At 32.1% G+C, this 22,312-nt stretch carries 21 protein-coding genes; all 21 read right to left on the bottom strand.

The genetic code is table 11. The annotated features are described in order from the left end of the window. Positions 1-10: 10 nt before the first annotated feature. The 21 genes from ACRYLU_RS01060 to cps2T all read right to left on the bottom strand — a co-directional run bounded on the left by ACRYLU_RS01060 (position 11) and on the right by cps2T (position 22,232). The gene (locus ACRYLU_RS01060) at positions 11-1,696 is read right to left on the bottom strand and encodes a hypothetical protein (RefSeq protein WP_412005755.1); all 1,686 of its coding nucleotides are present in this window, start codon (positions 1,694-1,696) and stop codon (positions 11-13) included. Positions 1,697-1,721: 25 nt separating this feature from the next. Further along, the gene (locus ACRYLU_RS01055) at positions 1,722-3,149 is read right to left on the bottom strand and encodes a flippase (protein WP_038598771.1); all 1,428 of its coding nucleotides are present in this window, start codon (positions 3,147-3,149) and stop codon (positions 1,722-1,724) included. A gap of 39 nt (positions 3,150-3,188) precedes the next feature. Then, positions 3,189-4,136, bottom strand: a complete 948-nt coding sequence (locus tag ACRYLU_RS01050) for a glycosyltransferase family 2 protein (RefSeq protein WP_052053821.1) — start codon at positions 4,134-4,136, stop codon at positions 3,189-3,191. 34 nt (positions 4,137-4,170) lie between these two features. Continuing rightward, positions 4,171-4,992, bottom strand: a complete 822-nt coding sequence (locus ACRYLU_RS01045; protein ID WP_038598768.1) for a glycosyltransferase family 2 protein — start codon at positions 4,990-4,992, stop codon at positions 4,171-4,173. A gap of 12 nt (positions 4,993-5,004) precedes the next feature. Next, positions 5,005-5,952: a glycosyltransferase gene (locus tag ACRYLU_RS01040; RefSeq protein WP_270220383.1), complete on the bottom strand. Its 948-nt coding sequence runs from the start codon at positions 5,950-5,952 to the stop codon at positions 5,005-5,007. After that, on the bottom strand, positions 5,952-7,001 hold the full coding sequence (locus ACRYLU_RS01035; protein ID WP_118263596.1) for an NAD-dependent epimerase/dehydratase family protein: 1,050 nt from the start codon (positions 6,999-7,001) through the stop codon (positions 5,952-5,954). The genes ACRYLU_RS01040 and ACRYLU_RS01035 overlap by 1 nt, the downstream gene beginning before the upstream one ends. A gap of 3 nt (positions 7,002-7,004) precedes the next feature. After that, a complete protein-coding gene (locus ACRYLU_RS01030; RefSeq protein ID WP_038598761.1) occupies positions 7,005-7,727 on the bottom strand; it encodes an IspD/TarI family cytidylyltransferase in 723 nt (240 codons plus the stop codon). A 2-nt stretch (positions 7,728-7,729) separates the two neighbouring features. Next, complete coding sequence (locus tag ACRYLU_RS01025) at positions 7,730-8,554, bottom strand: LicD family protein (protein ID WP_038602639.1); 825 nt, start codon at positions 8,552-8,554, stop codon at positions 7,730-7,732. 8 nt (positions 8,555-8,562) lie between these two features. Continuing rightward, on the bottom strand, positions 8,563-9,501 hold the full coding sequence (locus tag ACRYLU_RS01020; RefSeq protein WP_144242766.1) for a glycosyltransferase: 939 nt from the start codon (positions 9,499-9,501) through the stop codon (positions 8,563-8,565). Between the two features lie 7 nt (positions 9,502-9,508). Continuing rightward, positions 9,509-10,429 (bottom strand): glycosyltransferase family 2 protein, encoded by a 921-nt coding sequence (locus ACRYLU_RS01015; RefSeq protein WP_098393093.1) that lies wholly within the window; start codon positions 10,427-10,429, stop codon positions 9,509-9,511. After that, positions 10,430-11,476 carry a glycosyltransferase family 2 protein gene (locus tag ACRYLU_RS01010; RefSeq protein WP_445081082.1) on the bottom strand — a complete coding sequence of 349 codons (1,047 nt, stop codon included), beginning with the start codon at positions 11,474-11,476 and terminating at the stop codon, positions 10,430-10,432. A gap of 9 nt (positions 11,477-11,485) precedes the next feature. Next, a complete protein-coding gene (locus ACRYLU_RS01005; protein WP_445081361.1) occupies positions 11,486-11,887 on the bottom strand; it encodes a DUF2304 domain-containing protein in 402 nt (133 codons plus the stop codon). Then, the gene (locus ACRYLU_RS01000; protein ID WP_143457963.1) at positions 11,887-12,615 is read right to left on the bottom strand and encodes a glycosyltransferase family 2 protein; all 729 of its coding nucleotides are present in this window, start codon (positions 12,613-12,615) and stop codon (positions 11,887-11,889) included. The genes ACRYLU_RS01005 and ACRYLU_RS01000 overlap by 1 nt, the downstream gene beginning before the upstream one ends. Position 12,616: 1 nt before the next feature. Next, positions 12,617-13,360, bottom strand: a complete 744-nt coding sequence (locus ACRYLU_RS00995) for a glycosyltransferase (protein ID WP_445081081.1) — start codon at positions 13,358-13,360, stop codon at positions 12,617-12,619. A gap of 71 nt (positions 13,361-13,431) precedes the next feature. Continuing rightward, positions 13,432-14,670 carry a glycosyltransferase family 4 protein gene (locus tag ACRYLU_RS00990; protein ID WP_104142799.1) on the bottom strand — a complete coding sequence of 413 codons (1,239 nt, stop codon included), beginning with the start codon at positions 14,668-14,670 and terminating at the stop codon, positions 13,432-13,434. 3 nt (positions 14,671-14,673) lie between these two features. Beyond that, positions 14,674-16,026: a DUF2142 domain-containing protein gene (locus ACRYLU_RS00985; protein WP_445081080.1), complete on the bottom strand. Its 1,353-nt coding sequence runs from the start codon at positions 16,024-16,026 to the stop codon at positions 14,674-14,676. Continuing rightward, complete coding sequence (locus ACRYLU_RS00980; RefSeq protein ID WP_445081079.1) at positions 16,019-18,061, bottom strand: rhamnan synthesis F family protein; 2,043 nt, start codon at positions 18,059-18,061, stop codon at positions 16,019-16,021. The genes ACRYLU_RS00985 and ACRYLU_RS00980 overlap by 8 nt, the downstream gene beginning before the upstream one ends. A gap of 28 nt (positions 18,062-18,089) precedes the next feature. Beyond that, entirely contained in the window at positions 18,090-19,271 is a 1,182-nt protein-coding gene (locus tag ACRYLU_RS00975) for an ABC transporter ATP-binding protein (RefSeq protein WP_445081078.1), read from the bottom strand. Between the two features lie 14 nt (positions 19,272-19,285). Beyond that, positions 19,286-20,095 (bottom strand): ABC transporter permease, encoded by an 810-nt coding sequence (locus ACRYLU_RS00970; protein ID WP_038598736.1) that lies wholly within the window; start codon positions 20,093-20,095, stop codon positions 19,286-19,288. Next, positions 20,096-21,034, bottom strand: a complete 939-nt coding sequence (locus ACRYLU_RS00965) for a glycosyltransferase family 2 protein (protein WP_445081077.1) — start codon at positions 21,032-21,034, stop codon at positions 20,096-20,098. Then, positions 21,024-22,232 (bottom strand): beta 1-4 rhamnosyltransferase Cps2T, encoded by a 1,209-nt coding sequence (gene cps2T, locus ACRYLU_RS00960; protein ID WP_058205533.1) that lies wholly within the window; start codon positions 22,230-22,232, stop codon positions 21,024-21,026. Before cps2T ends, ACRYLU_RS00965 begins: the two co-directional genes overlap by 11 nt. Positions 22,233-22,312: the final 80 nt, after the last annotated feature.

The following is a 22,312-nucleotide window of genomic DNA, read 5'->3' as shown; positions in this document are numbered from 1 at the left end:
TTTTTAATTCTCACAGCCATCTTTGCTTTACAATCAAAATAGAGACCAATAGGACCAAGACTCCAACAATCCCAATTCCCCCAAAGATAGAAAGCTTATTCTTATTTATATTATCCTTGCTACTATCTAAAGATATATTATTATACTCATTTGCTCCTGCAACATAATCAGGAATTTGTCCTACAATACCAACTAGAGGTTTAGTAGGGTTGTTTAGAGAGTTGTTAGTCATTAAAGAGTTATTTGGTGAAAAATAATTTCTACTAAAAATAGAGAATTTAAAAATTCTATCAGAATTTGATGGACTATTATTATCAACTCTGTAAAGAAAATAATCTTCCCCCTGTGCCAAGCCCAAAATTTGAATTAAACTTTTATTGATTTTTCTACTATTTTTTTCACTGAAGTTAAATTTCGAAACATCTAAAGGAATTTTTTGAGATTTTTCACTACCTAATACGTAACGATTTCCTCCTTTTAAAATCAAAGAATCTGAATTTTGAAGTTCTTCTAAATTATCAACTTTATTCCATTTCCCATTAATGCCATAAACTTGATAAGAATTTTCTAATGTTCTAGCCAGTACAAATTCCCCTCCTTGAGCAAATTGAGTAACATTTTCTCTTGTCATTGCAAAATTTGCTCCAGCCATAACTAAATTAGGAGTTGATGCTATACTTGAACTTCCATCTTTATTCACAGTAACAGCTTGCATAGAGGTATGCATAGGATTACTTGTACCTATATTGTTTCCCTCAAGATTTACATGTACAGTAACACTTAGTAATATGTCACTTTGGGTGGGATTCAATATAATATTAGCTGCCACTACAGGAGAAGAAGAATTGAATACCATAGCATCACTTAATGCTGGATTGGTTACCATTGATACCGCATCGCTATTAGTTAAAACTTTAATAGAGTCAAAGGAAAGATTTGATTTTGGTGGTAGAACTAGATTAATATTTCCGGCCTGTTTCCATGTCTCTTTATCTATCGATAGATTAAAACTAAATTTTTGGTTCGTCCCTACAACATATTGACCAAAATTTGTAGCCAAATCGTTTAGCTTGCTATCGGCAGTAAATTTAATCTTACTATCCATATTTGCAAGATCTATCCCCACTTTTTGAGAAGCATCCTGTATTCTTACTAGTTTAACAAGATTATTGCTATTATCAAGTATAAGTGTATAACCCTGCTCAATATTCGCCTTTGCACTACCATCACTATTTGTAAATTTATATACAACATGTTCTGGATTCAAAAAAGGAACCCTTACATTTGATTGATTAATTTCGCTAATTAGTGATAACTTATCAACATTCATAAGACCAGAAATTATTGAATTCATCTCATCATCTGTGTGAGTAATACCTTTTCCAATTTTTTGTCCATTACTTAACACGATTTCATTGGCGTCATTACTGTTTGTATTTTGGCTTGCTAATAACCATGCTGCAGAATTTCTTACCTTTTCACTAATTTCCCCAGATTTTATTTGCTCATAAGCGTGTTCAATATTCATTGCACTGTAAGAAGTGTGAATTATAGGAACCCCGTTATTAGTAATCCTTATTTCAACACTTGTCTGGTTCGTAGGCAAAGCATCAGCACTGATTTTATTTCCCATTCCTAATAACAGCAGAACTAGACTAAGTATTAAAATCAATAATTTTTTATTTATTTTTTTCATAATTACTTTCACTATTTGAACTATTTTATTTTTTTAATAATTTTTTGATATAGGGTGAGACCAATGAATTCACTGGGGCACGCAATACATATAATATAACCAAATAAATCAATATAGATATAATCGTTTGAATTAAATAATTTAATGCACTGACAGTCATATTATTATTAAGAGTAAACAAGACTATGAATACAACTACACCTCCGATCATATATTTCCATACACCATGGAAAATTTCTTTTAGTGTAAAAGTATCCCTTAACACCCAAAGCTGATATGACGTTGTAGCTACTTCTGTGAAAACCGTTGAAATAACTGCTCCCATTGCTCCAATTTTAGGAATAAGCATCAAATTCAGCGCTATATTAACAACTAACCCCCAAAGAGAAGAAATCGCAAACTCTTTAGTTCGCCCTGAAGAAAGTAAGTATTGGTTACCAAGAACACTCGCTAATGCAACAAAAATAATCATAGTTGCTTGAACTAACATAAGACCTGATACTTGATCATATTGTTTACCAAAGAAAAATGTGGCAAAAGTATGAGATACTCCCATAATTCCAGCCATTATCAAAAAAGATATAGCATAACTTAAGTCTAATGATTTTAGCGTTAACTTTTGCACATCTTCTGTTTGTCCCTGTGCATACATGGAAGATAGTCTCGGCAGAAATGCAGCTCCAAAGCTAGACACAACGGTAAAAGATACTCTTATAATCGTATCTGACTGATTAAAATATCCTGCTGCAGTCATGCCATCTAATACGCCTAACATATTTTTATTCAATGAAAGATATATTTGTGTTGCTATCTGTGGAAGGAATAACCACAAAGTAGGCTTTAGATGTCTCAATACTTTCCATTCTCTTGGGGGGATATAAATAATATTTTTTCTTAAAAATGGCCATAAACTCAAATTTGAGAATAATTGAGAAATAACAACCAGAAGGATATATATCCATAAATCATTTACAGTTCTTACTAAAATAAAAGTTAAAATAACTGTTATTATTCTAATAATTGTATTTCGAACAACGACTACCTTAAAATTTTCCATTCCCATAAAAAACCAAGATATATCCAGTGCTGTAGCTATTATCAATATTCCTTGTAACAGATATAAATTTTGGTATTGAGGTTGGAACCAAATACTTATAATAAAAATAATAGATGAAACCAAAACACTTCCCCCTCGTAATGCATTGATTTCGAAGAATAACTTACTTCTCTTCTTTATATCGGAAATCGCATAAGCAATTTCTCTATTACCATAAAGAGTTATTCCCATCCCCCCTAGCAAAACGAAATACGTTGCATAGGCTGACGTTACAGAAAAAATTCCTATTCCTTCAGGTTCCAAAATACGGGATACATATGGAGCAGTAACTAATGGCAATATGAGAGCCAGAAGCTGGTATGATGTACTATATATCATATTTTTTATAAGTTTCAAATTGGCCTCCGACATTTTATAACTTTAATAAAATTTCCCTCAAATATCTTTTTGAGACATAAATTTTCTATAACCTATTTTCGTCACTAACAATAATGTTCTTAAAATCAGATAAATTTTATGAGTATTGCCTTTTTGATAATGTAACATTACAAAAATACGTTTCAACCATACATCATTCATAAGATCTAAGTATCTTTTTATATCTTTTTTATTTTCATTATTTTCTGAAAGAGTCTCCATCACATGAGAAAGTTGTCGCTGTTCTCTTAAAATCTCTTTCCACGCTAAATTTGTATAACCATCAGCTTTTATATCATTTAGCTTACTTGTCATATCTCCTTTTTTTCCACCAAGAACATTATTTTCGTGCTGTCTATACAAAACGGTTGGTTTATTTATATATACTAAACTATTGTGAGCTGCTGCAACCTGTGCTAAATACCAGTCATGCATTATTATGTCTTCTGTTTCTTCCCAGACTTCTGCCAAAGCATTATTTATCATACTTGCACATCCTGTTACACAGTTACGTCGCATTTCCTCCTTTAGGTTTGTACAAGCCGGTCCCGTGATTTCTGATATCATGCTATCATACATCACTTTTAAGTTACTATCTACAACTTTCAGATCTGAATAAACTAACAAAGGAATTTTCTCGTCGTAATTCTTAGCTTCATTCAGCATAATTTCTAATTTATTTGGTAACCAGACGTCATCCTGATCACAAAAGAAGTAAAAATCACCTTTCGAATGTTTTACTAACTGAAAAAAAGAATTGATAACGCCTATATTTTCTCCTTTAACCAGTTCAATTCTCTTATCTACATTTATAAATTTTTCAATGATAGATAGGGTACTATCTTTTGAACCATCATCACGAATAATCAAACGCCAATTCGTTTCTGTTTGAGCAATTATACTTTCAATTTGTTGTGATAGATACTTTTCTCCATTATAAGTGGACATTAATACATTGATTTGCACTTTTCATCCCTTTCTGCTTCGTATAAATTCCAACCTATTGTAAACTCATGAATATACCATCTAAAAAGCCTTTGATATATAACCAGGTTTTCTTACACTTTTGTTTTTCAAATAAAATAGCCTTTATAGCATGACCATTATTAGCTATAAACAATCCCTTGGTTATATTACTCCAACCATATTTTCGAATTAAATAAATTGTATTTCTTGAAAAATAATAACGTCGTATAGCCGAATGATTGTTGATATAAATTTCTCTTCCTAAAAATTTTTTATGTATCCGTTCGCCAATTTCATGTTTAAAGCCTATAAAACTAATTTGATACATTTTATAGGAAAGTTTACTGTATTGAAGATTAATTTCGTAATCAACTAAATCAATAAACATACGTTCATCGTATTTTAATGACTTTTCAAAACATAGAGTATTCATCAAGGCTCCTGAAGTGATACATAGCTGTACCTCTTTATATGGTTCTTTATATGTTTCGTTTTTAACAGCATCATTGACATCTTGAAAATGACAAGTGAGTATACTAGCCTTTGGGAGATTGCAATAAGGTAAGTATTCTTGAATAAGGTTGTTAGAGGCAACTGAATCTTGGTCAAGAGTTAAAAACCAATCATACTCATTTCTTATCGCATAATTTCCTATCTCATTCAATGCAGAAGCAATTCCTTTATTTTTATCTAAAGTAATTATTTCAATATTATCAAATTCTTTAAATTCTTCTAAGTTAGTTGAATGGTTATCAACAATAAGCACTTTATCAACTTGAGGATATACAGCTGCTATATTTTCACTTAATCTTTCAATATCTGGGTTATAAGTTACTATCCCCGCTAAAATTTTCATCTAATTATTGTCCTACTTTTTAAAAGAAAATAAAATATCTCTAATCCGGCTTGAAAAATGTTCATACTTTTTCCAATCTTTTAACACCTGTCCGATTGTTTTAAAAAAACTACCAGATTGAGCACTCCTTATACGTCTTTTTGTAAATTCATAGTATACTTTTTCTTCTTGTTCTAACGGCGAATTATTATCCTGAAGAACCTTATAAATAACATCATAATATCCTTGATATTTTGCATAAAGTTCCTGGATATGAAGCTTTTTTGGTGATTTAAGCGTTACGACTGCTTTGCCGCTTGCATTTGACTCATGGCGATTATGAACTGCAACACACTCGTTCAAATTATAACCAACTTCTAATAATCCAGCTAAACATTCAATAAGCGCATCATGAGGAAGTAAATTATAGTCCTCTTTCCAATATTTTAAAAATCTACTGATAAATTCTTTTTTTATCGCCAAAGTCATACCTTGCCGAAAACCAGCCTTATAAAAATGTTCGATAGGAAATTTTGAAAGTTCTTGATCGTTATCCTTAAAGATATAATTAGTTGGAACTGTTGCTTCACTAGCACTCACATTAAATTCAGTATCAGCACTCAGCACCTCAATTTCTTGATGCTCAGCTAGTATCTCTAATTGTCGTTTATTTTTCCCCAAATTCCAAACATCATCTTGGTCTGATAAAAAAATAACATCTGCATCGGTATTTTGCGAATCAATCAACAGTTGACGAAAATTCAAGCGCCATCCTAGGTTCCTTTGATTTTTAATGATATTCCATCCAACTAAGTCATTAGTTGCTATGTAATCTTTAACAAATTCAACCGTTCCATCCGTTGAACCATCATCACGTATGATAACATAATCAGGAGCAAGCACTTGATTTTTTATAGAATCTAATTGCTTTTCAATAAATTTCTCTCCGTTATATGTTGCCATCAGTACAGCTGTTTTCATTATTCAAAACTTTCTATTGTCTTTTTCAAGCCCAAGTCGAGACCAACTAATCTGTTCCAACCCAAGTTTTCTATTTTAGCCATATCCATCACTGTTCTACCGTCTGTACTATAAGCTGTACTTTGAGAAGTAGGAATATCAAACGTAACTTTTAATTTTTCATTAGGTAAAAGTGATACTAATTTTTGTGCCAAATCTCGTATTTGAATAGGTTCGTCTTCATTTGCGACATTATATGCTTGTCCAGAATCACCGTTTAGCAAAACAGTTAAAAGTGCTGTAGTTGCATCTGAAATATAACAAAAGGCTCTTTCAGCAGTCCCCTCAGATTTTAGAATGATATCTTCATGATTAACAACATTTGAAATCAAATCACTCATGATACGTCCATCATTGTTTATTTCCATACCTGGACCATAAGAGTGAGCAATTCGAGCTACAGTATATGGAATCTCATATTGTACAGAATAGCTTTCCAATAACGTTTCTGCCATTCGTTTACTTTCGGGATAACAGGCTCTTGGAGAAAGGATATCAAATCCCCCATAATCTTGTTCTGTTAATAGATTTTTAATTGATTTTCCATAAATTTCGCGTGTTGATAAGAAAAGAAAATTTTGAATTCTTTTTGTTCTTGCCAACTCCAATAAATTCATTGTTCCCAAAGTATTAGCTTTGATAATTCCTACAGGATCTGTTGAAATAAATTTCGGACTAGCGTTACTTGCCGCATGTATAATATAATCTATATCTTTTTCATAATCAAAGGGTTGAGTAACATCATGCTGAACAAGTTCAAAATATTCTTTTGATAAGCTTTGAAATTTAGCATTTGCTTTTTCCATGTTTCGAGCAGTACCAATAATTTTTGTTTGAAAATTTTTGTGAACATCTAAATAATAAATAACATAAGCTAAATAAGTAGCTAGCATTCCAGAAACACCTGTAATTAGTACAGTTTTTCCTCTTAGTTTTTCAAAATTAATATAAGATGAACTTACAATTTGTTTTAAATCTTCTTGAACAATTTTGTTTTCAAATGTAATCATTGATTATACTCCATAAATCTGACCTATTTCGCGTGCATCACACAGTGCCTTAAACATATAAAAATCATCTGGTGTTGTAATTTTTATATTTTCATATGGTCCTTCTACAATATGTAAGGTTTTATTATACATCCCCATAAGTGTGCTTGAATCAATTGCATCAGTAATACCTTTCGAAATTGCATCACGCTCAACTTTTAAAATATCTGAAAGATTAAAACTTTGAGGAGCTTTAGCAGTAAAAGAACGTGTTCTATCCACAACTTCTGAAACCTCCTGAGAGCCATTAACAAGTACAATTGTCTCTTTTGCAGGTGCTGTTGTTATAGCTGAACCATTTTTCTTAACACATTCAATATTATCACGAATAACTTTACTGTTAATTAACGGGCGCACCCCATCATGTATCAAAACAACAGATTCTTTGCCTTCTGCTATTTTTTCTGCCGCTTCAAGACCGTTAAATATTGATAGTTGTCCAGTTTCACCACCTGGTACAATTGCTTTAACTTTTTTTAAGTTGAATTTCTTAACTAATTCAGCCATATAACCTAAATAATCAGACAATATTACAACAACTACTGCATCCACTTCCTCTGTTTCTTCAAATAAGTCTATGGTATGTACAATAATTGGTTTTCCGTGAACTTCCAAAAACTGCTTAGGTTTATCTTTGGAGTTCATTCGTGAGCCTGTACCACCTGCAAATATTAAACCAATATTCATTTTTAATCTTCTTTCCAATACCACGTATAAAAATCGTGTGCTACCCTTTTATTTTTAGGAGGGAGCTGCATAAAATCTCCAAATATTTGTTCTAAATAACGAGAATGATTTTTTATTTTTCTAGGATTTAAATTTTCAAAAACGGTATCTTCAAATTCATCAAACAATATTTTAGGAAAATGTTCTTTATCAGAATATCTACTTGCTAGAAAACCTATTTCTTTTGCATTGCTATGATAGTATTTTTTACTCATATTATCATAATCTGAAGCAACTTCCTTGTTTTTACCATGATATTTCAAAAAACGAGGGGCTCGCAGAAAAAAGCGAGCAAAAGCATATTGCCATTTTGATCCACTCACAAATGCCGGGAAACCTGTTGAAACCAAATCTTCAGCTTTACTTTGCATTTTTTTCATAAAATTTATTCGCTCTAGTTTGTCTGAAGGGAGAATATCCATTGGGAAAATATCAACATGAACACCTATTCCTGTCCACATATGATCTAGGCTTTTCCCTAAAATAGTTCGATTGTCATACAGTTTAGCATATGGCTGATAGGTAGGACGATTAGAATAATGCCATAATTTATATTGTGAGTCATTATTGCTCTCCCTTAAAATATCAATTAATCTTTCATATTCATCCCTGCGCAACATCACATCTATATCATCATCCCACGGAATGAAACCCTTGTGTCTGATTGCGCCTAACAACGACCCACCTCCCAGAGAGTATTCTATATTATTTTCTCTACAAGTTTTATCTATAAATTGTAGTATAGCAAGTTGTATTTGACGCATTTCTTCTATTACTATTTCTTTCATAACACTCATTACTTCCTAATTAAATACATGAAATCCTTTATTTTAAACACCAAATTTGAATAACGCCAATATTTATACGAAACCTTCATAAATAAATATATACTTTTCTTTCGGATATAGTCTTTTCTTTTTTCAAAATAAATCATTCTTATTTTTAAACTATCAACTATAGCTTGATTCCCTCCTGATTTTTCAAGATAGTTAATAAGGGATTGAATAATTTTTATTTTTGAATCACTTAAGCTTATTTCTTTCTGTACATTATCCATTTTAATTTGAGCATCATAACTAGTTGTTGATTTCACATGGCGTCTAAAATAACCCGTTAAAACATTTAACTTATAGAATGATCCTTTAAAAACTGAATATCTACATAAAAAACCATCATGCGAAGACCCATCATAGTATTTTTCTATATCATGAAAGAAGGTATTTCTATAACAATAGGTCCAACCTGGCCTATCATATGCTTCATCATCCCGAAATTGTTGCTTAACGAGCTTTCCATTATTTGTTATTTTAATTTTTTCAACAAAATAATATAACTTAGATAAAAACCCTACATTTCCTTCTAATTTTGAAGACCAATTACCTGACAATACATCTATTTGTGGGAAATCTTCCATCACCTTTGACATATCATTAATTTTGTTCGCTGTCCATATATCATCTTGATCAGATAAGAAAATAATATCCCCAGTTGCTTCACGCATTCCGTCAAAAAAGTTTTGAGCCCAACCTTTGTTAACTGAGTTAATTTTTATACCCCAATTTTCTAGACTGTTTTTCTCAATATAGTTCTGTATAATATTTACAGTATCATCAGAAGATTGATCATCCAAAATTATTACTTCATCAGGGATACGTGTTTGATTTTTAATTGATTCCATCTGTTCAATTATGTGCTCTTGACCATTATAAGTTGTCATAACGATACTTATGTTCACTTTGATTTTACTCCCCTATTCGAATTATCAGTAATATTCTCATTAATAATGTATATTTCCAGTCTCCTAAAGAATATAAATACCGATAATTTACTACTGTTTTTAATCTATAAAATATATTATTTTTAGAGAGCCCCACAAAGTCATTCAAGGTTTTTCTTTGGGAATCTGTTAATAATTGATTATATTCTTTCAAAATGGTTGTTGCTCGTTGCGTACTGGTATGATTTAAATCCCAAAATTTAGTCAGAACTCCTTTAACCTTTTTTGAAACTATTCCAGCTGCATTATTACTATGTTGTCGATAAAGAATTAGAACTTCATCCAAAAAGTGTACTTTACCAAATGTAACCGCGAGCAGCCCACAAAAAGTATCATGATAACCCACAATCTCTTTGTTAGTAAGCCATAATTCTTTTAAAACATTATTAATCATTGCTGTACATCCAGTTACGACATTACAAACCAAAACATCTTTAAGTGGAGGGTTCACAAATTTACCATTAGGATTTCTGAGATTTTGTTGAATTACATTCAAATTTTCATCTGTGGAAGAAAAATCTGAATACCATAGCTGAGGAATATTAGAATCAAACTCACCAACGTTTTCTAACATCTTTTCTATTTTTTGTGGCATCCAAAAGTCATCCTGGTCACAAAAAAAGTAATAGTCTGCTTTCTTATATGCTGCTAAACGTTTAAAAGATTTGTGAACACCTACATTCTCAACTTGAAGTGGGTTGATATACTCTATTCGGTTATCTTTACCCACATATTCATTAATTATAGTTATCGTTTTATCCGTCGAGCCATCATCTCTGATTAATAACTTCCAATTTGGATAAGTCTGATTAATGATGCTATCAATTTGCTCTGACAAATATCTTTCTCCGTTGTAGGTAGAGAGTAAAATATTTATAACAACCATCTATTTCCTCATTTTCTTAATACTATTTAATAAATGACGTTCTACTTTTCTCCAAAGTTTATTGTTTTGCAAAATATTTCTTATCTTTACCGCTAAAACAATATTCTTTCCATTAGACTGAATCAAGCTCTTAGACAGTTTTAAAACCTCTGGAACATCTAAAATTTGTTCTGATATTAAATACTTCGTAAATTTTTCTGTTTCTTGTTTTCTATCCATTTTTTGTGTAATGGATAAATTAATAACGTATTGTGCAATGATTAGCTCTGAGAATCGTTGAATCAAAACTTTTTTCACTGATTCAGAAATATTTTCAGGAAGATTTTTTATGAAATTCCAAATATGTTTTGTCATTTTTAAATGCATAGTTCTATTTTTTACCATGTTACCAATTGCCATGGATTGTGTCCCTGAGTTTGTACGGTAGACATAAACTGGATAATCCAAATAAACTGATTTCTTTACAAAAGGTAATGGATAACAAATATACTCAACGTCAACATAAAACATTTTTTCATCAATTTTTATATCATTATCTTTCAAAATTGAAGTTCTATATGTAATTGTATGCATGGGCGGAATTTTGATTTCTCCGATAATCTCCTCATGATCCATAATATGATTTGCCGGAATTTTTAATTCCATCATAAGTTTTTTTTCTGCTGTTACCTCATCATGTTCAAAATAGGGATTATTAATAAGATCTACATCAGATTTTTTAAGGAATTCAACCAGCTTGACAAAATTTTCTGTTACAACCCAATCGTCTCCGTCTACTACTTTAAAATATTTACCAGTTGCTTCTAAGATCCCACGATTTATAGTTGAACCGTGTCCTCCGTTTTCTTTATCAATTACACGAATTGAGTCAGGATATTTATCTGCCCATTTTTGTGCGACGGATACAGTATTATCTTTTGATCCATCACTAACGATCAAAATTTCAATGTCTGAGATGATTCGTTCATCAATAAGATATGGCAAACATTCATCGATATATTTTTCTGTATTATACGAAGGGATTGTTACTGTTAAAATTTTACTCACTTGATTATTTTACTCCAAATTTTTAGTTGTATGATTTAATTTTGACTCTTGGCTTTCTCTATTATCTAAATCGGTATCTTTCACCTCTTTACGTAATAATGAAACCTCTTGTATCAACGTTTTAATCTGTTTCTCAGCCGCAATCAGAGAGATTTGGTAACGTATTGAAATAACAAGAAGCATACCAACTAGTACGAACAGTGCAAAAGAAGTTAAAGTTTTCACTCCTAGTGTGTAAGCGATTTTTGCTGCAAATTCTGAAAAAATTGCACCAAATAATATAACCAGTGCAAGAATAAACCATTTCAACATGTGACGAACTTCAGCAAGATTTTTGCGAATAAGTCGGATGGTATAGATGAAAAAAAGAACGGCCAATATAATGGCTAAAATCCTTAATGGTAATGGCATCATGATCTCTTACCTCCCATAATTGCAGAAAAAAGTATAGCAAGAGATACACTTATCATATAGCTCATTCCTTTAAATAAATTAATGCTAGATGTCCCGGTTTCTCTTTCAAACATACGCACTCCCACCTCTTTTACACGAATGTTTTTTGCAAATAAATGCATATAACTCTCAGGTTCAGGATATTGACTCGGATAGCGACCCACAAACTGTGAAATGACTTTCTTATTTGCTGCTCTATATCCACTTGTAACGTCTTTTATTCTTATTTTTGAAGTCATGAATATTAAAGCAGATAATATTCTAATTCCTACCTGTCTTGTAGTTGAGGACTGAAATTCTGAATTACTATCTTCTAGGAAACGTGAACCCACTGTGAAATCTGCTACTCCGCTCAACAATGGTTCAATCAGACAGGGAAGGCTTTCAATATCATGTTGTCCATCTCCATCATACTGGATAGCAATGTCATAGCCCTTTTCCAATGCATACTTGTATCCTGTCTGAACTGCTCCTCCAATACCTAGATTTTGAATCAATTCAACATGATTAATTTCATTTTTTCTAAGTATCTCTTCTTCATTGTCCGTAGAACCATCATTGATAACAATATAATCAATCATATATTTTGATTTTATGCGATATTGTTCAACCTTCTGAACAACTTGCGTAATTCCCTCGGATTCATTATAAGCTGGTATAATTAATAATATTTTTGGTTCTACCATTTTATTTCTTTCCTAGTATTATTTTTATGAGTGCTTTTGCAGGGAAAATATCCCCCTTAAGCCAACCTTTAACTATCATTCTAACATATTTCTTTCTAATTGAGTAGAGATGCTCGGGCTGATAGTTTTTATAGTAGTAGTATTCTGCTGTAAAAATTTTTACAAATCTTGATTTTGATAATTCTTCTAAACGTTGTACTGAAAGTTGATGATAAATCTTTTCATCAATCACTTTAATAATTTGATGATGTTTTCTTAATTGCCAAAAAATCCAATGGTCTAGATAGTCAAGAGGAAATTCGTTAGTAAATCCTCCTATTTTTTTCATGAATAATTTTGATAAGACAAGCCCACTAGAAATACCAGTAATATCTTCATCATAATTGCCAGCTTTTTTAGGATACTTCAAATTCATTATTGTTTCACTAGATGTAGGAGATATTTGGATTTCTTTATCAAAAATTTGTGGACAAATAGCACTAACTGATAAGTGACCTAACTCTTCAAATACTTTGCATATATAGGTTTCCGTTATCCTTGTATCATCGTCTAACAGCATAAACCACTCATCTTTTGTTTCTCGTAAAGCATATTGGTAGGCTATTCGTGTCCCACGTTCTTCATTATCTCGATTATAATAATATACAATAGACGAAAAGTCACTTGGCTTTTTTTCACTTGAAAAATCAATTGAGCCATTATCAAAAATAATAACATTTAGAGATTCTTTAATAGAACTTTTCATATTATTTAGTTGCTTGTAACTAACAGTTTCAGTAAATTTTGTACTATATGCAACTAGACAGATTGTCAACTTCATCGTAATATCCTCATCTTAATGAGCGCATTTTTAATCATATATTTAACTTTCGCTATAAAACTTTCAGAGTTATTATCATTAGTAGTTAATATTTTTTCCAAATGTCTAATACTCTGATTATTTAAATCGTAATTAACTTCTAAAAGTTTTATAACTTCTTGATAAGCATTTTCTACTGAATAAATAGCTTTAATATCCTTCAAAACTGATAAAGACTTTTGTTTTTCTAAATCAAAATCATTCAAAGTATTTGAGATTAATTTTGTTAGTTGAGTCACGTCGCCACTATCATAGAATTGTCCGAACCCAAAAATATCATATGCTGACAGATGACCTGGGTTGCTTGAAACAATGCTGGGAACTCCATGTAGTAAAGCCTCTACATAAACTAATCCAAAGGTTTCCATCTTTGATGGGCCAATGAAAATATCTTTGTCTGTTACCATTGACCATGGTTGAGCTTTAGGTCCAGCAAGAGTTATATTTTTAATTCTATTTTCTTTAATAAAATTGACAACTTTTTCTTTATAATCTTTATCAAAGTTTCCAATCAGTACTAATTCAACTTCTGGATCATCTAATCTATGAAAAGCTTCAATTAATTCCAGTTGATTTTTACGTTCTGTTAATCTCCCTACCGATACAAGACGAGTTTTATTTCCTTTTCGTAAATTTTCATTTGTGGTTTGGGTATAAGGATAAAAACCATAGATTTTACGATTGGGGATTAAATTTTGTAGTTTTTCTTGAAGTCGTCCTTGAACAGCAAAAATTTCTGTTGAGTATTCATTAATAAAATCCAGTTTGTCTAAATAATACGAAAATTCACCTTCTGGAAATTCGTGAATAATCCAAAAATGTGGAATTTTTTTTATTGCTGCGACTAAAGCTCCTTGGAACATGTTTACAGAATTTGTCACTATTAAATCAATTTTTTCATCATCAACAATTTTTTGAATTTTATTAAGATGTTCGCGATAATAGTGATAAAGTTCCCTTTCAGTTCCTTGGATAGGACCTGGTGCATCTTCCCACCACCACTTTACCGCATTTAACATATAATTTTTAATACCAGCCTTCTCAAAAGCTTCGATATAGGGCTTATCTCCTGAGGCTTGAGTCACGTTTACAACGTTAAAACCTTTTGATTTAAGCTGCTTTTGCAACTCAAATATTGAAATTTCTGCCCCATTATCCAGTGTACCTGTTGGGGAAACAAATAAAATGTTTTTCATAAATTAACCTTTTGAAAACCAGAATACAATCGTCAATATAATGAATAGGGATAAATTTACAAAACATAATCCAAAAGCCATTAATTTTCGATAAGTTCCAGTTATTTCTACTTTTACTTTCTCAGAAATTTTCATGAAAAGCGGAAGTAAATAAATTAAGAATGGCGTGTAATATCGTCCTTGCTCACCGATACTCACATTTCCTTTACCGCCAGTCCAGCCAAGATACATCATAGTTCCAGTAATAAGTATATTAAAAATAAAAATACAACTACTGATGAAAACTACTCGATTATCTATTTTTACTTTTTTATCACTTAGCATCAGCCATGACAAAATAACAAAAGTCAGGATAATGAGCCATTCTGGTAAACGATAACTGAACGCACTAAAGGCTCCTACCATACCTGAGACAATTATAGGGTCTAAATTCCCGTTTATCCACGTCGCAAAATAAGTATTAAACATAATGTGCGCCCATCTCACAAAACCTCCGTGAGATTGAAAGAGAAAACGGAATACTACAAAACTTCCAAGAACTAACACAAGTAGAACTAACCATTTGTGTTTATTCCAAAAATCCCAAAAACGATGACTCAATGTCTGAATTTTTTTATTATTAAAGAATGTTGTGGGGAGTGTCAACAGTAGGGATAATAAAATTAATGCAGATTTTTTCGTCAAATAAAGCCCTAATAAAATTAAAGGAAAGTAGATTACCCATTTCCAAGAAATTTTATGTTGGCCTGACCAAATTGTTGTCATTAATGAAAATACAAGAAATACAGTTACAAAAAGTGTTGTATCATAAGAGAGTGAGGCTGCTTGCTGAATAGTAATCGGAAAGAGAGCAATTACGCTTATAGGGAGTTTCCCGAAAGCCGCTTTTTTAATTGCAATATAAATCAATCCTATATAAAAAAGTAAGTTAAATACTCTTCCTAAAAAAAACATTAAACCATAACTTGGGTAGATCAGGTATCCAAGTAAAACTCCCAAAGCTTGGGGAAGATGTAGTAGACTCTCTTTATTAAATTTAATTCGAAAATGGGACTGTTCTAAAACTTCCACTTTACGTGTAAAGCTAAGTTTAAATAAATCATCTGCACTACCAGCGACTGATGTATCTCGAATAGCAAATAAGTCTTCAGCCCCTAAAAGTCGCTGCTTAGATGGGGTATTTACAACATTTTTCTCCATCTCTTTATTGCTAAGAAACTCATTAAAACTTATATTAAAATGATAAGTTTCATCAGGTACGGAAGCAACCGGCATAATTATAGCTGCTATCAAACCAAAAAATAATGAAAAACTGACAAAAAGAGTAGTAATTTTGATATTTTTTAACTTAGCCATGAATTGCCTCTATAAATTCATCCTTATGTTTCGTTGTTTTATAAGTACTAATCACTTTTCTTTTAGCATTATTACCTAAAAATTCCAATTTAGTTTTATTATCAATTAAATCCTTCAACTGTTCATACCACATTCCATCAGCTACTAGAACTCCTGTGGTTTCATTAGTTATGATTTCAGAAAAACTTCCTATATCACTTGCTACTGTGGTAACACCTACTAAAGCTGCTTCTAGCCATTTAATTTCAGATTTTGCGCGATTAAACACGTTATCAACTAGTGGTGCAAGATTAATATCCATCTCTGCAACCAAAGAAGGTAAAAGAGTCCAATCTAGGAAATCATGAACGATAAGCTGTTTTTTGTAATTTTTCATTTCATCAGGAATTGTCAAATGGCCTACTAAATGTAGTTCTGTTTGAGGGAACGCTTTTAGAATCTTTAGAATAGCAGACCTAATTAAATCAAAGTTTTCATTATGTGTAATTGAACCTGAAAAATATCCAATTTTTATTTTTTTCTTATCTTTGATAGTTTTAGCGATGACTTGTTCGCTGATCGATATAAGCTCTTCGCTTGCTAAATTACGGTTAAGATAAACTGGTTTTCCTAATTTTAATAACTCATTTTTTAAATCAGTTGTTGAGGTAATAAAAGCATCACATAACTCCATTAATTTACCATAACTTCTTACACCCGAGTCGTAGGCTTCTTTTTCTTGTTTACCTAATGTTTTTACGTAGTCTAGCTGATCTGTATAACTAGTATCATAGACCAAGTCATCAATATCATAGAAAACAGGTTTGTTATATTTATGAGCTAGTTCAATCAATTGCTTAAATTGTTCACTATAAGGGGTACGATAAATGATAATCTGACTCGCATATTCTGCGTAGCCCATTTGAAAATCACTTGCATTAACAGTCCAAACCTCATGACTGAAACTTCGAAGCTGCTCTGCTTTATTAATGACACGATACCTAGTACATTGCGGGATTTGATTTTCAACTCCATCTATTATTAAAATATGTTTAGGATGAGGAGTATGTTTAATGGTGTTAATTACTTCATCAAGAATTTCTTTTGGAAACTCTGTTTCATTTTTAATATAATTAATTAAATCAGGTACTTCTGTTTTTCTTTCTAACCCTTGCCATGCAAACTTATCATCTGTATCATTTGAGAACGCTGTGTACTTAACTAGCGGAACATCAAATTTTTTGAGCATTGTTAATGGATGAATATACATAGCAGAATCTTCGTTATTTCCAGCAACGGCACCATGAATAAAACCTAAATCTGAAAAATATTTGGTAAAGACCGTTTCGTGTTTTCCAATTGCTTTATTCCGAGAATTTGTATCAGATAAATTTTCCCAATACTTTAAAAATTCGGGAGTTTGGAACATATTCTTTTCAATAACTAAAAAATAGGATTGCAGATGCTCATGGATGGCACCATAAGGATTAAAACCTGTGAAATCTGCTTGCTTTTCACCATAAGATATCCCCCAAAAATCTAATTTTTGAGTAGACATTTTTTGAAAAACTGCTGATAGATCCGTCATTGGGCCAACATTGGTATCATTAACCAAAAGGAGTTCATCAAAGTTCGATAATTCATCTTTTAAAAGTAAGATTCCATGGCGAAAGGCAGCTGTATCATAGCCTGTATTCTCTCTACTGATTACTTGACCAAACTTTTCTAACTTTTTAACATCAGTGTCAGCAAGAGTGCTATTTAAAACAATTAAAACTTTATCAGAAAGGTCTGCGAGAGCTTTTAAGAAAAACAACTTGTAGGATTGTAGTTGAGGTTGATTTTCATAAATTACATAAATTAATACTCGTTTAGGATTTTCATAATTATTAAATCGACGAGTCTTTTTACGTTTATTTTTATTTATTTGCAGCTGTAAACTTTTCAATGGATGAAAATGTTTCCGAGTCTTTCGCAAGATTTTGCCTGGCGCTTTAACTAATAGCTTCGGATTTTTAGTTAGAACATATTTCATTCGTTCAAGATTTGTTGGCACTGTTTCTACCTCCTTTCCTTTTATTGTTTCAGAGCGTTCTCAGAAGACTGGCTGCCTCTTTATCTTCAGGGTTACGATAGATAAATCGAATGTCCTCACCAGGTTGAGTCACTGCTATAACCTCAGTTTGAGATAATGGGTTATCATTTTCCCAATCGGATGGATCTTTACGAAGCGTCGCCCCTAACTGAAATTCTGTATTATGAAAATTTTCCATCGGAATTTCTGCAGAAATACTCTCACCAATTTTTACTTCTTGTGCTGGAGATTCATAAGCTGCCCCTCCTCTTGTAGCATCATAAAGAAAATATGATAGATAAAGTCTTTTTTCTGCTTTGGTTTGCTCTGAGTTTGCTTCAAAATGTACAGTAAAAGATAGCTTATCGCTTGTTTTTGTTAATAAAGTCTTAGAATCAGTAGTTAACCAAACTCTATCAGCTAGAGCATCATGTTCAGCATGCTGAGTTACTTTCAAATTATCAGCGGAGTACAAATTTGTTACATGTTGAACATCTGTATTTTCAGCTGCAAAGCCATCCGAAATATAAACTGCTTTATTACAATAACGTTGAACAGCGCTCATATCATGCGTCACTAAAATAACTGTTTTCGACTTATCTTTTTTGGTTTCAACAAAAAATTCATTACATTTGCGTTGAAAAGCTTCATCCCCAACAGCCAAGACCTCGTCGAGAACAAGAATATCTCCTTTTGCTTTTATGGCAACAGAAAATGCCAGTCGAACTTGCATTCCACTGGAATAATTTTTTAATTTTTGATTCATAAATTCACTAAGTTCAGCAAATTCAACAATTTCATCGTACATTTCACCAATTTCTTCTGGAGAAAAGCCTAGCATAGCTCCGTTGAGAAATACATTTTCACGACCAGTAAGTTCTGGATTAAATCCTACACCAAGTTCAATAAAACTGACCAGTTTCCCATTAACAGTCACATTTCCTTTTTCTGGCGTATATATTTGTGAAATAATTTTTAAAAGTGTTGATTTTCCGGAACCGTTTCGACCTACGATACCAAAAAAATCACCTTTTTCTACTTCAAAGTTTATATCTTTTAATACGTGTTGTTCTTTATATCCCTTGACTCCACGGAGCCTATTGATTAAGGTAGTACGAAGACTTGTTGAACTTTCGGTAGGGAGTCGAAAATATTTACTGACATGATCTATTTTTACTGCAATTTCAGACATTTTTTAACTCCTTATTAAATAATTTCAGCAAACTTATTTGCATGCTTCATGAAAAACCAATATCCAAAAACAAAAACAAAAATTGGTATAAGATATGGAAGTATAATAACCCAAGAATGATCCCAAAGTTGCCAAAGTGTTGGATTTGTATTGTTACTAAAAGTCAAGATATAACGCAAATCCTGAATAATTTGAGCCATTGGATTGAGCATGAGAATTTTTGCAACAAATAAATGGTGGGTAGAAATTTGTGTAATTGGATAAATAATTGGTGTCCCATAAAAACCTGCTTGCATTATCACTTCCCAAATTGGACCTAAATCCCGAAAATATACAAATAGAGTTGATAGGATGAAAGCTAATCCAGTAGTAAACAGAATCAATTCAATAAGTAGAGGAACAACAAAAATGATATTCCAACTAAAAGAAACACCATTGATAATTGCAAATCCCAAAACAACAATAAGAGAAATAATAAGATTAATCAAAGCATTTATAACTACCGAGAAGATAATAACAGGTTTCGAAAAATTGACTTTTCTTAATAAATCCACTCTACTGACAATGGATAACATTCCAACATTTGTCGCTTCACCAAAGAAATTCCACACCGTAATCCCTAGTAAAAGTGCTACAGCAAAGTGAGGGGTACTCGCTCCAAATCTCATAAAACGTACAAATACTAAGTACATAATTACAAAGAGTAAAATAGGTTTCAAAACTGACCATAAGTATCCAATAACAGATCCTTGATACCTTAATTTAAAGTCAGTTTTAACAAGCTCTTTAAGTAGAATTTGATTTCTACGGCTGAAGAAATTCATTTATTTTTTTCCTTTATATGCAAATTTTGTGATGATAAGTGTGCGAAAAATACTTGTATGATAATTTTTGTTTTTACGCAAATTATATCGGTCAAGAATTTTTCGACGCTCTGCTTTGGGTTGTTTTAAAATATTGACATAATCACTGACAAGTGCTCTATCAGCTTCCGACATTAGTGACAAATTTTCTGTCAGTAATTTTTGAGCTTGTTTTTGACTGGCTGTAATGAGCCACCAATATTTTTCAAACCATAAGTTTGGGTGTATCCATTTTTTTATCCGTTTTGAGAGGGTTCTTGCTCCCAAAACATTAGAATCGTGCTGACGATAAAGATGAGTAGGTTGGTCAATATAAACCAACTCACCGAGTGCAGCTGCTACAATTGCCAAATACCAATCATGCATAATAATATTATTTGTGCTTTGCCAAAGTTGTGCAAGCTCATGATTAATCATACTCGCTCCACCTGTGACCGTATTTTCGGTCAATTCTTGAACAAGTTTTGTATTTGCATGCTCAGACTGACTGCGTATCATAGATTCCGAAGTCACATTAAGGTTTCTGTCAGTAACTTTCAAATCTGTATAATACATGACCGGTTTACTATTATCATGTTTTTTAGTTTCTTCTAACATTACTGACAGCTTTTCTGGCAACCAATAGTCATCTTGGTCAGCAAAAAAATAGAAGTCAGCATTGTTATTATCTGTCACAAGCTCATGAAAGGATTTAATCACCCCAACATTTTCAGCTCGAATTAATTTAATTCTGTTGTCTTTACTGACAAAATCATCAACAATTTCGCAGGTTCTATCACTTGAACCATCGTCACGAATGATTAAATTCCAGTCAGTATAAGTTTGTTTTTGAATACTCTCAATCTGATCAGCGACGAATTTCTCGCCGTTGTAGGTTGACATTAAAATATTAACTCTCATCTCCGCCTCTGGCTAGGTTCTCCATTTTTCTTAAAGGCTCAGACTCATCAGTAAACTTTGGAGCGAAAAGGCCCTCATATTGAGCACAAATATGCTCCCAAGTATATTTTTCTTCGATAATTGCCTGAGCTTTTTCGTGTAATCTTTGACCTTCATCCGGGGTCAAATTTTCAACTTCTGACAAAGTTGTCAGTAAATTTTCCTTGTCAAAATAAATGACGGAATCGCCTGCTGTCGTCCGGTTGAAATTGACTCCTAAAACAACATTGACCGCTGTTGACCACATGGCCTCAAGCAATCCAGGATTTGTCCCCCCAACCTCATGACCATGTAAATAGGCAAAGGCATGTTCACGAATATATCTCAATTCGTTTTGATTATAGACTGTTCCAACAAATTTAATTCGTGAATCCTTGTCGAATTGCGTTTTTTCGCGCAATTCTTTGAAGTAAGCATTGCCTTCATGATTAGTAATAATCACAAGGTCTCGTTTTGTTGAACTTTTCATGAAGGCTCTAATTAGCGTTTCATAATTGTTTTCAGGCACAAAACGCCCTACAATCAAATAATAATCATTAACTTTATATTTTACCAGAGTTTCTGATTCTGTCAAATCGGACTTGAACTTTTCTGTTCCATAAGCAATCACTTCTGATTCAACTTGTCCATACTCACTTGTTAAATATTCTTTAATTCCTGCGTTATCTGAAATAATCAAATCAGCATATCGCACCATTTTTTTCTCAGCAAATTTCAAATAAGAACGAATTGGTGCTGCCCACTTGGTTCTTTTCCATTCCAATCCATCAGGATTGACAAATAATTTTCCACCAAGTTTATGGATTTTATTAGCATAATGGCCAATAAATCCACCTGCTGTATTCCCAAGAATATAAAAAATAGGCGCTTTGATTTCTTCTTTTTTACAATATTTAAGTGCCGCATTAATGGCTAAAATATCATAAGCAATCACACGTGCTGAACCAATTTTGGGTAACTTAATTACAAAACAATCTGCTCCAAGATATTCAAAATGTTCTCCAGGTAGTGCCATGTCTGAATTCTCACTTTGACAAGCTACATGATATTTTATATTTTTATTATTTTGATGTTTGACGAGTTCTTCAACAAATGTTTCAAACCCTCCATATTTCGCTGGTAAGCCACGGCTACCAATGATAAAAACGTGTTTTTTCATGTTGTTCCTTTTACTCACTAAAATTTATTTAGTGAGTATTTCAGCCTCTCAAAATGAGAATTCTGTCAGTACTGACGAGC

The sequence above is a fragment of the Lactococcus sp. KTH0-1S genome (genome assembly GCF_052544945.1).
This window is presented reverse-complemented; position numbering and strand designations above follow the sequence as displayed.